The sequence below is a fragment of the Anaerosporobacter mobilis DSM 15930 genome, assembly GCF_900142955.1.
Lineage (GTDB): Bacteria > Bacillota > Clostridia > Lachnospirales > Lachnospiraceae > Anaerosporobacter > Anaerosporobacter mobilis.
This window is the reverse complement of record NZ_FRCP01000009.1, coordinates 268,640-285,033: the sequence shown is the minus strand read 5'-3', so window position 1 is coordinate 285,033 and position 16,394 is coordinate 268,640. Positions and strand designations below refer to the sequence as shown.

Sequence of the window (16,394 nt, the reverse complement as noted above, 5' to 3'; positions counted from 1 at the left end):
TATGAACCGAAGCATACAGTCTGAAGGAACATTTGGAATAATTAAGTGGGACAGAGCTTATAAACGACTGTTCCGAAAAGGTGAAAAAGCAGTTATTTTGGAATTTACATTGATTTCGTGTGGCTTTAACCTTTATAAATACCATAACAAGAGGAACAGAACCCCGCTTGTTGTATAAAAATATGGCAGAACGAACTGCTTTAGAGCCTGTATTAAGAGAAGGCTTGGTTCGTATACTCATTTTTTCAAGAGAAAGACTATAAAAGATAAAACAAGGTCACTCGCATCAGCTAATGTGAGTGACCTTGTTTATTAAGGGAGTTTTTTTACAGCCCCTTTACTCTCTCTTATAGCCATAACGACATGTTATTTCATGCTTGAATCAGCTCTTGTTCACGAAATAAACTAGCAACTGCTTCTTCGTACTCACTAGCCTTTTGTGCTTTACGAATCTTCTTCATGTATTTCTCATGATTAGTAAACATCTTACTCATATAAAACCAAAATTCTTTCATCTTGAATAATGCATTCCTATCGCCAGACATAATTTCTTGGTATCCATGGTATACTTCGTCATGGAATTCCTTCCAAGCTTTTTTATCCTTCTTTGCCTCTCCCATAATCTCTAAGATTAACTCTGGATTTGCAATTAAGCCTCTTCCTAGCATTATTCGATCTATAGTAGGGAAACGTTTTGTAATAGCATGATAATCATCAACCGTGCAGATATCTCCGTTATAACATAATATATTCTTACTTAGCGTAACCGCCTCTTCGAAAACATCTAGATTTGGCTTATTATTATACATATCCTTTTGTATTCTCGGATGTATGATTAATTCTTCCATCTCATACTTATTATATATCTCCAGTAAGCGATGGAACTCCTCTGGATCATCTTTCCCGATTCTAGTTTTAATTGATATCTTAGTCTCACTCTCCGTGAATATTCTTTCTAAGAATTCGTCTAACTCCTTCGGATATGCTAGGAATCCCGAACCCTTCTTCTTAGAGACAACCGTTCCCGAAGGGCAACCTAGATTCAAGTTAATCTCGCCATACCCTAGCGATTTCATCTTCTTAGAAGCAAGAATAAAATCCTCTGCATTACAAGTGAGAATCTGTGGCACTAAATCAATTCCGATGTTGTTCTCCGGTAGGATATCTGTTATTTCTCTTGTTTTATAATTTCCTGATTGATTGGCACACACAAAGGGTGCGAAATAACGATCCACTTTTCCAAAATATTTGACAAAGGCATTACGGTATATGTGCCTGGTCACACCCTCCATTGGTGCGAAATAAAATCTCATAGTCTTAAACTCTCCTCTTTAAAGTCGATTCTGTCAACTTAGTTCAATGGCTCCAATTTGAACTTCTTTTTAGCCCCATTGTCCTAGTTTAACTACCTAACTCATGTCTTTAGTATTATACAATGTATTATAAAAAACTTCTATATGAGATTCTAATTCTTTAATAAATTACTGTTAGAGAGTCAAAAGCTAATTTTAGTTTTGGGTTCGTCAATTTGCACAAATTTATGTGCGAGCATGTTATGGCAAACGTAGTTCACTCGCAACACGCTCTCGCTTGGATTCAGTTCGTAGTGGTACATAAGGCTCTACAATACAGAGCCTAAGTACCAACGACTTCATACAGTTGCTCATCGAACTGCGTTCGACATAACATTCGTCAAGTTTTATATGTGCAAATTGATGAAGGCAAGTTTTACGAGCGGCTTTTGACACTCTAACCATTACTTGTTTGATTTCTTATTAAGAACATCAAAGATTACTGCGCCCAATAAAACTAACCCTTTAACGACTCTTTGATAGTTAGCATCTACGCCCATAATTGACATACCTAAATTAATAACGCCCATCAATACCGCACCTACGATTACGCCAGGTACCGTACCTATACCACCGTATGCAGAAGCTCCACCGATGAAACAAGCTCCAATCGCATCCATTTCGTAATTCTGTCCATATGTAGGCTGTGCAGATGTCATACGTGCAATTGTTAACATTCCAGCAAGTGCTGCTAATAAGCCCATATTACAATATGCAAGGAAGTAAACTTTATCGGTATTAATTCCAGATAATTTTGTTGCTTTCTCGTTACCACCTACCGCATAGAAATAACGTCCAGTTGTTGTCTTTGAGGTTATATATCCATAGATTAAGACTACAATTACTACCCATATTAATGCTGTAGGAATACCACGATACATCGATATCTTATATGTAAATGCTAATACAACGGCGCATATAATTATAGTTTTCACAATCATTGATTTCAAACTATCTGTTGCATAACCCTTACGGATTCGATTTCTTCTACCTGCTACTTGAATAGCAATATAGATGACACACGTAATGATACCAATTAACATAGAAGTAAGATTGAAGCCCTCGATACCAAATATATCAGGGATATAACAGTTAGCACCACCACCGAAGATTTTTACAAACCCTCCTGATGTAATAGACTCCGTTTGACCGTTTAATACCACATTGGATAATCCTCTGAATATTAACATACCGGCTAAGGTTACAATGAAAGGCGGAACCCGTACAAATGCAATCCAAAAACCTTGCCAGGCACCGATGAGTGTACCGATTACTAACATTATTAAGATTGCTATCACGGGATTCACTCCCATACTCTCCATCAATTTTGCACCCACTGCTCCTACGAAGCAAACAACGGAACCAACAGATAAATCAATATTACCACCTGTTAAGATACACAGTAACATACCTGTAGCTAAAACAAATACATATGCATTCTGTGCAATCAAGTTACTCACATTCTGAGGAAGTAGTAACTTACCTCCTGTTTGCCAGGTGAAAAACATAGCAACAAATAGCAATGCAATAACCATGGTATATTTCTTCATGCCTTCATTCAATTTTGCCTTATCCATATTCCAAACTCCTCTCTAATGATAACTATATAGTTACTAACTTTTTCTGCTGTTCCTAAATAATTAATCCTTCTCATTATTTTCTTTCAGTATGCATGACATAATCTCTTCTTGTGACGTCTTGTCTGCTTCCAACGAACCAACAATTCTGCCCTCATTCATAACATAGATTCTGTCACACATTCCCAGTACTTCTGGAAGTTCAGAAGAAATCATAATAACTGATTTTCCCTCAGCAACTAATTGATTCATAATGCAATAAATTTCATATTTCGCACCTACATCAATTCCTCTTGTTGGCTCATCTAGTATCAATATATCTGGATCTGCAAACATCCATTTAGCTAATAATACTTTCTGTTGGTTCCCTCCACTTAAGTTACCTACCTTTTGTTCTACTGAACTACACTTGGTTCGTAATTTATCCTTGTACTCAGTAGCTACACGATATTCTTTATCTTTATCAATAACCTTATGTTTACTTATCTCAGCCATATTGGCCATAGTGGTGTTGATTTTAATTGAATTACTAAGTATGAGACCGTTTCCTTTACGGTCCTCTGTAACATACGCTAATTTGTGGCGAATTGCTTCCTTAACCGTTTTTAGATATACCTCTTTTCCATTAATAGTAATGCTGCCCGAGATATTCGTTCCATAACTTCTTCCAAATACACTCATCGCTAATTCTGTTCTTCCAGCACCCATAAGACCTGAAATTCCAACGATTTCTCCCTTACGAACATACATACTAACATTATCTACAACTTTTCGTTCCGTATAAAGTGGATGATATACACTCCAGTCTTTAATCTCCATGGAGATATCTCCGATGTTTTTCTTTTCTCTCTTAGGGAATCTATCAGTTAATTCTCTACCTACCATACCTTTAATAATTCTTGTTTCTGATACCTCGCCTTTCGTTTTATCCAATGTTTCTATTGTTGAACCATCTCGAATAACCGTAATACGATCAGCAACATAAGAAATCTCATTTAATTTATGTGATATGATGATGGAAGAAAGTCCTTCCTTCTTAAATTGTAATAATAGATCTAACAACGCTTTGGAGTCTGATTCATTCAATGAGGCAGTTGGCTCATCTAGTATAAGAAGCTTAGCATTCTTTGCTAACGCTTTCGCGATTTCTACCAATTGCTGCTTACCAATGCCCAAATCCTTAATCAATGTCTTTGATGATTCCTTTAATCCCACAATTTTGAGATATTCATCAGCCTTGCCATATGTATCACTCCAACTAATATTAAATTTATAGCCTCTTTCATTACCAAGAAACATGTTCTCACCAATTGTCATATATGGAATCAGAGCTAGTTCTTGATGAATGATTACAATTCCTTTGTCTTCACTATCTTTAATCTGTTGAAACTTGCATATATCTCCTTCATAGATAATGTCACCTTCATATGTACCATATGGATAGATTCCACTTAGCACATTCATTAGTGTTGATTTTCCAGCTCCGTTCTCTCCTACCAATGCATGAATTTCGCCTTTTTTAACTTGCAAATTCACATTGTCAAGAACTTTCACACCTGGAAATGTCTTAGTTATATCCTTCATCTCCAAAATTATCTCAGCCAATTAAATCCCTCCATTTTCCTTGCCTTACAATCAAAAACATCTATCGTGTCCATAAGAATACCTAATCCGTGGAAGGACTGACAAATCTGCCAGTCCTTCCACGACTTGAATAAGCACTCTATTTCAATGCATCTTCTGTATAATAACCAGAATCAATTAATAATTCTTTATAGTTGCTTGCATCAGCGAATACTGGCTCACAAAGATAGGAAGGAATGATTCCTGTTCCATTATCATAGCTCTTGATATCATTAATTGGTGCTTCTCCACCTTTCATGATTGCATCTACCATAGATACAACTTGTGTAGCTAATGTACGAGTATCTTTAAAAATAGACATGGATTGCTTTCCTGCAATCATATTCTTAACGTTAGCAATATCACAGTCTTGGCCTGTAATAACTGGATATTCTCCAGTATAGTTAGCCACTAGAGCGTTCTCTACACCAAGTGCAGTTGAGTCATTGGAACAAAGAACAACATCTAATTTCGCACCACCTGAATAGTATGAAGATAATATATTTTCCATTCTTGATTGGGCTGCATCTGTTGCCCAGTTAGCTGTAGCAACTGTAGCAAAATCGATTTGTTCAGAAGGGACTACGATTTTACCAGCATCAATATATGGTTGTAATACATCGATTGCACCACTGTAGAAGAATTTTGCATTGTTATCACCAGGATCGCCTGTGAAGATTTCCATGTTGAATGGGCCTGCTGCATTATCAAGGTCTAACGCTTCTTTAATATATTCACCTTGTTTTGTTCCTACCATATAGTTATCAAACGTCGCATAATATGTTACTGCGTCTGAATTCATAATTAATCTGTCATAAGCGATAACTGGGATTTTCGCTTCTTTGGCTTGTGCAAGTACAGTTCCTAGCGAATCTCCATCAATGGAAGCTATAACAAGTAATTCGCAACCGTTGGAAATCATGTTTTCTACTTGTGAAACTTGTGTCTGGATATCATTTGATGCATACTGAAGATCAACTTTGTAACCAGCTTCTTTTAATTCTGCTTCCATGTTAGTTCCATCTTGGTTCCATCTTTGCAAATCTTTAGTAGGCATCGCAACACCGACTAAACCTACATCGTTACTAACTGAACTAGTTGTTTCCTTCGTGTCATCTGGAGTGTCCTTAACATTCTTCTTGCTACAACCTGAGAATACGGCTGTAACCATTACAACGGTTAGTAAGATACTTAGTAATTTCTTTTTCATGTGTTATCCTCCCTTTCTTATAAAAAACTATGTAGTATTTGTGTATTAGATTTTGAACAAAACTCCTATACATTATCAAAGCATCTTTGCTGGCGTACTTTAACACAAAAGACGCAACACTATGTGACTTAGAGTTTTGCATCTACGTTGCCAATACACAAGTACAGGTTGGTCATTAGAGCTTCCCTATTGACTTAAGTTAACTATATCACGAAAGGAATAGTATAAGATTGCCTCCTTCTTCATATTTTAGTGCTATATCAGTCCTACTAAAAAGAGGTGCTAGCACATATCTTTCCTATGCACTAGCACCCTATAAAATATACTATTCTTTTTTCTTATACTGACTAATATACTAGTATTATTCATTCTTCGTTTGGTACATTCAGATAGACATCCTCTTTCAAGTGATATCCACTATCGATGATTACTTCATCCATATTATCCTTCGTTACGGCAATCGGCTCTAGGAATACATAAGGAACTTCCTCGTCTCCATCCTTCATTGTCTTCAAACCATCGATTGGTTCCTTCTTAGCTAACTTAATAGCGTATTCTGCTGCTGTTTGTGCTAATTTCTCAACTGGCTTATAGACGGTCATAACTTGAGTACCTTCCACAATTCTTTGACAAGCTTCCAAGTCAGCATCCTGCCCTACAACATAAACCTTACCTGCTAGGCGTTTCTCAGCCAAAGCTCTGACGACTTGCGTAGCGATACTATCATTGCCACACATAATCCCATCAGACTGTTCTATTAAGTTTATATTAGCATAGACATAATCTCCTCCAAGTTCCGCTTTCCAACTTTCACAATTGATAACATCAAGGATTTCCACTTCTTCTTTATCCATAACGTTTCGAAAACCAGTATCTACATAGAATACATTGTTATCAGTTGTGGGACCACAAATCATGATTACCTTCTTTTTCTCTAGTCCTGCTTCTACAATCGATTTTGCCATCATTGTACCAACCATCTCATTATCGAAGGATATGAATAGATCCACGTCTGAATCGTTAATCATACGATCATAAGCAATTACATTAATCCCTGCATTCTTTGCTTTCTTCACTACACTACGAAGTTCATTAGAATCGATACAGATAATAACAATAACGTCCATTTTCTTACGTATAAAGTACTCGATTTGTGCAATCTGTTCTTTCGCATCTCCATTTGCATTTTGCACATTAACCTCTGCACCTAGTTCCTTTGCTGTCGATACGAATACATCTCGGTCACGTTGCCATCTTTCAATTACGAACGAATCAAAACTCATACCAATCTGAATCTTAGCTACTTTCTCTTCTGCCAAAGTTTCTTCTTCGCCATCCACTTTACTACATCCTGACATACATAGTAAGCAAAGTACACATAACACGACTACATATCGCTTCATCCCTATATTCTCCCCTCCTTAAATTCTGTAGGTGTTACCCCAACATTCTTCTTAAATGCTCTACTAAAATAATTCGGATCTGAATAACCTATCATACAGCAGATTTCTTTCATACTATAATCAGAGTCCTCAAGTAATTCTTTTGCCTTCTCTATACGTATATTAGTTACATACTCGATAAAATTCTCCCCTGTCTCATCTTTGAAGATCTTACTAAAATAATATGGACTGATATCAACTTCTCTAGATACATCATCTAAAGAGATATCTTTTGTATAATGAGTATCAATGTATCGTTTTGCCTGACTTACTACTCCAATCGATTGTTCTTCAATCTTCACAACAATTTTTCTACACGCATCTGATAGTTTATCTACAAACCAGGTTCTTAATTCTTCTAAAGACTCTAACTTTAGTAAGGTAGGTAGATACTCCTCTCTCGATAAGAAATGATATGTCATACCACCACTAAGATAAGCTAGTCGTTCTGCCCATAGAACCAACTCTAATACTTTTAACTGAATATCTGTAATATGAGTCGAGAAATTCTCCTCCATCCAATTAAAAAAACTATTGGCTGCTGCAATGGTTCCGTTCAAATCTCCTTTCTCAACACGCTCAAACATTCTTTTCTCGATATCCACAGGATAGTTATCTGCATAGGTACATTTGAATGGTAAATCGTCAACATGTGCAACGGTATTCGTAGTATCAATAAGTGAAGTCAGTGCTTCATTATAAGATGTCATAGCTTCATGGATATGACGTATGGAGCCTATCCCTAAGCGAAACGCAACATTGGTGCGTTTCTTAAGCTTTCTTACTAATTCCCTAGACTTCTCTATCATCTCAATTCTTTCGTTATAATCTAGTTTCTCTTTACTTTCTGGTAGATACATTGCAATCTTGTTCGCCATAACTGAACCCATAATGATATCAGGGAAATACTCCCTTACAGTTTCTCTTACATCACGATAACTATTTTGAATTCGAACGCTTGCCCCCACTGCATTGGTCATATGGTTTCCTTCTTGTCTCTCACCACAAACTAACACTGCCATAAACCCATATTCTAATTCAATTCCTAACAACTGCTTGTAGTTTATGATATCCTCTTCAAAATACTCTTGAAACAGCATTGTATATAGGAATCCATTCTCAATAATCGGTACTACGGTTTCCATCTTTTCCTTAATGATTAATTCATTGCTTCTCTTCTCTCGTTCTTCTTCTATTAAAACCATTGCCTTTTTAAGTACTTGAATAATCTTACTTCGTTCTATTGGTTTATTCAAATATTCTAGCACTCCTAGATTAATTGCTTCCTTTGCATAATCAAATTTATCGTAGGCACTGATTACGATAAACAAAGTATTATGATTCGTCTTCTTAATTTCTCGCATAGCCTCAATACCGTTAATACCTGGCATCTGAATATCCATGATTGCAATATCAGGCCGAAAATTCTCTGCTAATTCAATTACACTTCTCCCAGTTTTTGCAGCTTTAATTAAGCAATTTTGTCCAAATTCCTTCTCAATTATAAAGCGTAAAGAATCTATTACAATGCCTTCATCGTCTGCTAACATAATCCGATACATTATACTATTCCTCCCGATGTATTTACTTAAGTTAATAGCGCTAATTTGGTATGCTAATAATAACTTCTGTTCCTAGGTTTTCCCCATCACTAAGAATTTCAAAAGCATCTTCATCATCAAAGAACAATTGCAGCCTACTAATAACATTATTGAGACCAACCCCATTAGAATCCGTTGAAACATCTGACTCTTTTAATTGACTGTTCATAATACCAGAAAGCATCTCTTTCGATATTCCAATCCCGTTGTCTTTAATACTAATGCATACATAATTCTCCCTCTCGTATACGGACAAGACAACAAGCCCTTGCCATTCAATATTACGTATCCCATAATTGATACAATTCTCCACAATCGGCTGTAAAATCATACTAGGTATTTGAATACGTGACAACTGACCTTTCACTTCTTCTTCTATTCGCTTCTCGTAGTGAATGTCTCCAGAGAATCGAACATTTAAGATATAGATATAATTATCCACTAACTCTATCTCTTCTGCTAATGTAACGGTTTCTTTATTCTTCTTCACATTATATCGAAAAAATTCAGCTACATTCTGTATGTATTCATAAGTTCGGTCAGCCTCTTCCATCATGGCTAACTGAGCTCCTGCGTTTAAAGTATTAAAGAGAAAATGAGGATTAATCTGTGCTTGTAGGTATCTAAGCTGTGCATCCTTAAGATGCGTCTCCATCATAAACTCTCTTTCCTTCATCTGTCTTTCTTTTTCCATGCTATCTTTAATTTGATTAATATACTCCTTCAATGATATTACCATCTTATTGAAAGCTTTACCTACTACAGCAATCTCATCATGGGTTCGCACCTCAACTAATTGCACTTCAAGATTTCCCTTGGCAACTTGATTTGCTTTCTCTGCTAATCTACGAATTGGTTTTGTGATACTCTTCGTTATAATAGTGATTATAACAATATTGCAAAATGCTATTACTAGTAATATTGTTAGGCTAACATATTCGGTATATCGTAAGGATAGCGACAGGATTTTATAACTTCCCGTATTCTCCATAAACTGCTCATTATTTAAACTATATATGTAGGTACAGATATATTCATATAGCTCCGTGGCTTTCTCGTATCGAATCTTATACTTCTCTACATTTCGACCTCTCTTAGCCTCAATTGTTTGATTTGTCATCTCTAGATAACTATCAGAGATATTACGGATATTCTTCTCCATTCGTTGTAAACGATTGTTTGTTGTTATGTTATTCAGCTTATTTATTTTATTGGAATATTCTTGTTCCGCGCGATAATATTCCTCCATAGCATCTGAGGTTTTCGTATTGAGATAATCCGTCATATTATCTTGAACATCAAGCAAGGATTCTGTTAGTTCATTCAAACTAACATTACTAAGATAGATCTCATCTAACTGGGTTATCATCTGATTGATGTTATAATACATGTACACATTTACCATAAGTATTATTAGTGTCGTTGCAACGAATGCTAGTAAAAGTTTTGTCTGTAAGGTAATACGTAGTAGTTTATTCTTCACTAGCAGCACCTCCTAGATATTCGCTTACATTATCTGCATGAATTACTGTCGTATCAACGGCGTAATAATTACTTACATGTCCCATCTGATCATATTCCGTAAGTGCCTCTAAACAGTACTCTCCGAGTGCTTTCGCATCAACCGAAACGGTTGCATAGATAACATTTCTCTCGATTGCCTTAAGGATCGTTTGAGAATCATAATATCCGATTATATTAATTGCACCTACTTTATTATAGTCAACAACAGCTTGGTACACACAAGTCGTATTAATCTCATTTAAACAGATAATGATATCTGGAAGTTCATCTTCTCCCATGAAGATGTCACGAATTGCTTCTTCTGCTGCAAATGCTCCCTGGCTATTAAGTGCTTTGGCAGAAATCGAAATCTTTTGGCCACTTTTATTCATACCTTCTATTGTCTCTTGAATAGAAGAATAAATCATATTCTGACTTGTATCTTCTGCATTGGCATCAATCAAAACCATTACATTAAGGATTGAATCAATACTATTTCCTTCTCTTTTCTCATATTGTTTCACCAATCCAAGTACTTGTTTTCCGTATTCTCTGCCAAGATTATAACTACTTATTCCTACATAACTTTGTCGTTCACTTTGCGTATTATCTTTCATAGCAGTAACAACTGGAATTCCTCGCTCTACTGCTTCATTAATCAAAGCTGTCATCTCCTCAGCTTCATTTGCTTCTAAGATAATACCGTCAACATTAGATTCAATTGCCATGCGCATCAATTGTGTTTCTGAATATCCTTCGCTAAGATTAGTACCAAACATCTCTAGATAGGCATCATTTTCATTGGCCATCTCACCTGCCGCCTCATACACAGCTTCCCAAAAAGAGGATTTTTGTTCTGATGGTATCATTACATAGTATTTTTCGTAACTTTTATATGTATTGGCTTGGCGGTATGCGGCACTTTTATTGATCTGTATCTTGAAGAATATGATTCCACCAATTGTACAAGTAAGCATAAACACTACACACAACACACCAGCCATTATGAATCTCTTATTCGTTCCCACCTTCTCGTTTTCGTCCATATGTCAGCCTTCACCACCTAAAATCATTGTTTCTTATATTTTACCATTGTTTTTCAGTATTAATAAAGAAGAAAAATTGAAGATTCATAGCACAAGAATATGCTATTCGTCAGTAAAAACACCTTGCTTATATTTCTTATGAAAAAGTAGGCAGTCTTAATACACCGGTATATTTTCGACATGGAGAGGATTTTGGCAATTCTTTAATACTTATTTCGTCATTAGATGGTAGAATTGCTTAACTTCTTCTTTAATCTTTCGTTCATCTTGATTCGTTCTTCCCATTCTATCGCAATATCCAAGCAAAGCAACTTCTCTTACATCTGTTTTTCTTAGCAAACCTTTTTTATCTGCAAATGGAAGGTTTCGCACAACAAACAAGATATGCATATGATAACGGATTAAATTACTAACTTCTTCGATAAATTCACTATCCTTTTCGCAAGCTTCAAGAAACTCTATCGCAAGTTTCTCTCCTACTGTATCATGATTATAGGCTGTTATTTTTCCTTTCTTAACCCTTGTTGTTTTGGGTTTTCCTATATCATGTAAAAGTGCTGCCCACATAAATACCAGCGGATTCTTACTTAATTCTTTTAATTTTGCTGCTTGATCCACTACTAATAACGTATGATTCCAAACATCACCTTCTGGATGATGTATAGGCGATTGTTTTGTCCCTCTTAATTCATATAACATAGTAAAAGGAAATTGCTGAAACCATGACTCCTTCCATATGCTATTAAGATAGATAGATGGCGTTTCATCTTCTAGTAAATGTTTTGTGATTTCGCGAAATGGATTTTCTTTCTCCGACTGGTTTGTCATTGACATGGTAACTTTTCTCCTTAATCAACTCTACTATCTATAAGTGTTCATTCAACATATTGATTTTATTCACATTTATCAGATATATTAAATATCTTAATTGCATTTCGATACATCAAATCCTCATATGCAACCTTACCTATTATATCTTCTAATTTGTTAAAGTAATCTTGATAAAGTGATGGCTCTCCTTTCGGATTGCAATAGTAGGTATCCATACCATCAACCGGGCTGTCACTACCAAATACAATTCGTTTGCTACCATATCGTTCCATTACTTTAATCGTTGTTTCCATAGGAACCCATGTTGTATCCGCATATAGATTCTCTGCATCTTCCATAAGATTAATTGCTTTTTGATTGTCTGTGCCTAATCCCATATGAACCATAACAAATCGCACATCTGGATTTGCTTTGGCAGCATTATACACATGAATTGGATCCGCTTCCTCACATCCACCTGTATGGCAAGTCATTGGTATATCATACTTTCTAGCTAATTCTATATATGGTTTCACACAATCCGCATCCATGGCGGTCTTTGAATGAAAGGAATGAAGTTTTATTCCATGTATCAATGACTGATTCTCCTCCATTAATCTTAGAAAATCTTCGTCAACCGTCTCCGTATGTGGTTTTATCCACGGCATCACACCAATATATTTAGAATGCTTCTTAGCAAAACGTAATGTTCTCTCAAAAACATCTTTTTGGGTGATTTGTAACCTTCCTGGAATCTCTTTCAAATCTCCATCAAATTCAACCCCTTCAATATTAGAAACAACGGAATAGTCAATATTATATTTTATCATAGACTCCATAACCATTTCTTCCGTCAATACAAATCTTCTGTCATCCCCAATATGCACATGCGTATCAATAATCACAAAACTACCTCCCTTAATATACTTATTTACTCAAATTTTGCATATACAAAACTTCATTTAGAGTAACTAATCTATGTTCATAAGAAAAACTATCTAAACACGTCAGCAAAGTACTGACTACGTGCGAAGTTTGAGTGTATGATTCAGGTGTCAAAAGCCCTCCAAAAAACTTGCCTTTGTCAATTCGCACATTCAAAAACCTGAGTATGTGATGCAAAACATAGTTTATTCGCAACCAGCTCTCGCTTGAATGAAGTTCGTAGTGGTACGTAAGGCTCTAAAATACAGAGCCGAAGTACCAACGACTTCATACAGTTGCTCACCAAACTATGTTCTGCATCACATTAGTCAGGTTATATATAAATTGTGCAAATTGACGATTCAAAATATAAAGAGGCCTTTTGACACCCGAATCAGTTTATTATCTAATAGCCTAAACGGTTTCTTCTATTATATAGTAATTCACAAACATTTAAAATACAAAAAGGCAGCTTTCTTAATTGAAAACTGCCCTTAGTATATTAAAAAATATACTTACGCTTCTTATTACTCCGTTATTTGTTCTACTGTATCTATTTCCAGACAAACTTCTTTCTCATTCTCTTTTTTCTTCTTCGTCAGTAAAATTCCTGCTGTCATAGCTGTAAATGGTGCTACGGTAATTAATCCAAAACTTCCTATTATTGTATGTAAAATCTCTGCTGCCACATACTTATAGTTTAAGATATTCAAAATTGGTGTACCTTGTGCCATGAATACCATTAATAAAGCCACATAACCACCAGAATAAGCCAATAGTAATGTTGTTGTCATCGTTCCCATTACTGCTTTACCTACATGAATACCCGAGCGAATTGCCTCCCACCTATTAATGGTTGGACAGTTTTCAACTACCTCATTCACCGCACTCGTAATATCAACAGCTAAATCCATTATTGCCCCAGAAGACCCAATGAATATACTCGCCATAAAGATCTTAGTTAGGCTTAAATGCTGATATCCACTATAAAGTAGACTCTCTGAGGAGGACATAACGGCTCCATGAATATTGAACAGATCCGTGAAGATCATTCCCAATATACAAGTTGTCAGAATGCCTAACATAGAGCCAGATACCGCCGATAACGTCTTTTTATTGAACCCATATACAAGAGCTATAATAATTATAGTTAGTGATATGGTAATTACCAAGCCTACTAATACAGGATTTCTTCCTTGTAAATATTGCGGTATCAATACCTTCCAGATAGCAAGTACGGTAATGACAAAGGATAAGAGTGCACGTAGTCCCGTTTTACCAGCAAATAATACCAAAAGCAATACAAAAATAGCAGCAAGAATCAACTCATTATCTAAACGATAATGATCAATCATATTAACATATCTTATATCTTCACCCGAGTAATCAATTAACACGAAGGCTTTGTCTCCAGCTACAAAAATCTTATCAGACTCTAAGGAACCGTTCAAGACATTAACGCCTTGAACCGTTCTTCCTTTGAATCTGCCCTCGAGTACCTTCACTTCACATGTCTGCTCACCTGATCGAACCAAGCCAGTGTCTAATATATTGTTATTATCTACACGGATTACCTCTACTTTGCAACGTTCTGTTCCCTTATAGAGTAACGCGTCTTCAAATCCAGTTGGTATGAATAGGAGTACTAACAGAATTAGCAAACTTACTAGTACTGGGCTTGATTCGATCAGATGTTTCTTATACTTTAATACTTTATCCATATGTTATTTGATATTTAACAAGGACGCAAGCTTAGTATATACGCTTGTGTTATCATAGTATCCTTCGAATACGTTTGATCCTAATCCTTTCGCAAATACTGGTACTGGAAGTCCGGTATGTGCATATGTGCTAAAATTAATTCCCGATTTATTATTAAGTATATGTGTAATCGTAACAGTTAAAGGTTCGTACGTTCCATATAAGACATACTCCTCCTGCTTATCCAAAGTTACCTTAGATTTTCCTAACGTCTTTTGATATGCTTGATATAATTTATTATATTCATAATTTGTCAATACAAGTTTTGGATACTTTGCAGCATCAACATCGCTTGAGGTTAGTAACCCGAAATTTTTCTTGATATCTTGCAATACAGATTCGAATGCTGTATTGTTCTTTTTGTAGTTTGCTACATAATCACTATCGAATTTCGCATAAGAAATCTTTTGATTTACTAAGTTAGTAAGGAATGTATCATAGTCTGTTCCTGCATACCCAATTGATAAACCACCAGTTTCATGGTCTCCTGTTACAATAATTAAGGTCTCCTCTTTATGTTTGTTATAGAAGCTAAGAGCTACATCAACAGCATCAGCAAGAGCCACAGTATCTTTAATTGTTGATCCTGCATCATTAGCATGGCAAGCCCAGTCAATCTTACCACCTTCAACCATCATAAAGAAACCTTTTTTGTTATCTAATACATTGATTCCTGTTCTAACATATTCAGCTAATGACCATTCATCTGATTTACGATCAATATCATAAGAAAGAGCTCCACCATCTGCAATTGTCTCACCAATTACGATTGCTTTACCCGACTTAGAATTCAAAGCTTTCGCTTCTTGCTGTGTTGTTACCACTTTATAACCAGCAGTTTTAGCCAGATCATATATGCTCTTTTGATCATTCTTAGCACCCGTTGGTTGTTTGATTTCACCACCTGCAAAGTACTCAAATCCACTGCTTACCATCTCAGTTCCAATTTCATAATAGTTGTTTCTACTCGCTTGGTGTGCATAATAAGCTGCTGGAGTTGCATGGTTAATATTAACACTTGATATAATGCCTACTTTATATCCTAGTTGTTTCTTTAACTTCTCAGCTATTGTTTCATAAGAAACTGACTTTGTTTCGTCCATATTGATTACACCACTGTAAGTTTTATGCCCCGTTGACAATGACGTTGCAGTAGAGGCAGAGTCTGGACAAAAGGATGATGAATCGTATGTAACAGCTGAACCTACCGTATCGAATTTCATAAAGTTAAGATATTTGTTACCAGATAGTATTTCACTCGATGAGTTTTGTTTAATTGCACCAAGGTAATCAGAAGTTATTTGAACTTGTGGGAAACTCATCCCATCACCGATGAAGAAAAATACATACTTTGGTGCTTTCGTGTTTCCTACAGTTGTTACATTTGTTGTCTTGTCTGTCTTAGCTTCTACTGTCTTGGTCTTATCACTAAATCCATAGAATACTGTAGATAAAGCTAATGCACCAATTAAGACTAAACTTGTTATCTTTTTCGCATGTTTTTTAATAAAGCATACCATCAAAAATTCCTCCCTATTATACAAT

At 35.7% G+C, this 16,394-nt stretch carries 13 protein-coding genes; 1 reads left to right on the top strand and 12 read right to left on the bottom strand.

Going from position 1 to position 16,394, the window contains the following annotated elements; translation table 11 throughout:
• On the top strand, positions 1 to 178 hold a 178-nt coding region (locus BUB90_RS24280; RefSeq protein WP_073286680.1), incomplete at its 5' end, for a transposase.
• Positions 179 to 371: 193 nt separating this feature from the next.
• Here BUB90_RS24280 and BUB90_RS09535 read toward each other — a convergent pair.
• From BUB90_RS09535 to BUB90_RS09480, 12 genes are all read right to left on the bottom strand, one after another.
• Positions 372 to 1,313: a tRNA dihydrouridine synthase gene (locus BUB90_RS09535; protein ID WP_073286676.1), complete on the bottom strand. Its 942-nt coding sequence runs from the start codon at positions 1,311 to 1,313 to the stop codon at positions 372 to 374.
• 443 nt (positions 1,314 to 1,756) lie between these two features.
• Positions 1,757 to 2,929: a multiple monosaccharide ABC transporter permease gene (mmsB, locus tag BUB90_RS09530; protein WP_073286672.1), complete on the bottom strand. Its 1,173-nt coding sequence runs from the start codon at positions 2,927 to 2,929 to the stop codon at positions 1,757 to 1,759.
• A gap of 63 nt (positions 2,930 to 2,992) precedes the next feature.
• Positions 2,993 to 4,534 carry a multiple monosaccharide ABC transporter ATP-binding protein gene (mmsA, locus tag BUB90_RS09525; protein ID WP_073286668.1) on the bottom strand — a complete coding sequence of 514 codons (1,542 nt, stop codon included), beginning with the start codon at positions 4,532 to 4,534 and terminating at the stop codon, positions 2,993 to 2,995.
• Between the two features lie 118 nt (positions 4,535 to 4,652).
• Positions 4,653 to 5,762 carry a multiple monosaccharide ABC transporter substrate-binding protein gene (gene chvE, locus BUB90_RS09520; RefSeq protein WP_073286664.1) on the bottom strand — a complete coding sequence of 370 codons (1,110 nt, stop codon included), beginning with the start codon at positions 5,760 to 5,762 and terminating at the stop codon, positions 4,653 to 4,655.
• 365 nt (positions 5,763 to 6,127) lie between these two features.
• Positions 6,128 to 7,165 carry a substrate-binding domain-containing protein gene (locus tag BUB90_RS09515; RefSeq protein ID WP_073286660.1) on the bottom strand — a complete coding sequence of 346 codons (1,038 nt, stop codon included), beginning with the start codon at positions 7,163 to 7,165 and terminating at the stop codon, positions 6,128 to 6,130.
• 2 nt (positions 7,166 to 7,167) lie between these two features.
• Complete coding sequence (locus BUB90_RS09510) at positions 7,168 to 8,766, bottom strand: response regulator transcription factor (RefSeq protein ID WP_073286657.1); 1,599 nt, start codon at positions 8,764 to 8,766, stop codon at positions 7,168 to 7,170.
• A 40-nt stretch (positions 8,767 to 8,806) separates the two neighbouring features.
• A complete protein-coding gene (locus BUB90_RS09505) occupies positions 8,807 to 10,288 on the bottom strand; it encodes a sensor histidine kinase (protein ID WP_242952518.1) in 1,482 nt (493 codons plus the stop codon).
• Positions 10,278 to 11,354, bottom strand: a complete 1,077-nt coding sequence (locus BUB90_RS09500; protein ID WP_073286649.1) for a substrate-binding domain-containing protein — start codon at positions 11,352 to 11,354, stop codon at positions 10,278 to 10,280. The genes BUB90_RS09505 and BUB90_RS09500 overlap by 11 nt, the downstream gene beginning before the upstream one ends.
• Positions 11,355 to 11,564: 210 nt before the next feature.
• On the bottom strand, positions 11,565 to 12,188 hold the full coding sequence (locus tag BUB90_RS09495; protein WP_242952517.1) for an HD domain-containing protein: 624 nt from the start codon (positions 12,186 to 12,188) through the stop codon (positions 11,565 to 11,567).
• Between the two features lie 59 nt (positions 12,189 to 12,247).
• Complete coding sequence (locus BUB90_RS09490; RefSeq protein ID WP_073286645.1) at positions 12,248 to 13,069, bottom strand: amidohydrolase family protein; 822 nt, start codon at positions 13,067 to 13,069, stop codon at positions 12,248 to 12,250.
• 546 nt (positions 13,070 to 13,615) lie between these two features.
• On the bottom strand, positions 13,616 to 14,809 hold the full coding sequence (locus tag BUB90_RS09485; protein WP_073286640.1) for a YibE/F family protein: 1,194 nt from the start codon (positions 14,807 to 14,809) through the stop codon (positions 13,616 to 13,618).
• 3 nt (positions 14,810 to 14,812) lie between these two features.
• Entirely contained in the window at positions 14,813 to 16,369 is a 1,557-nt protein-coding gene (locus BUB90_RS09480; RefSeq protein WP_084139176.1) for an alkaline phosphatase, read from the bottom strand.
• Positions 16,370 to 16,394 lie beyond the last annotated feature (25 nt).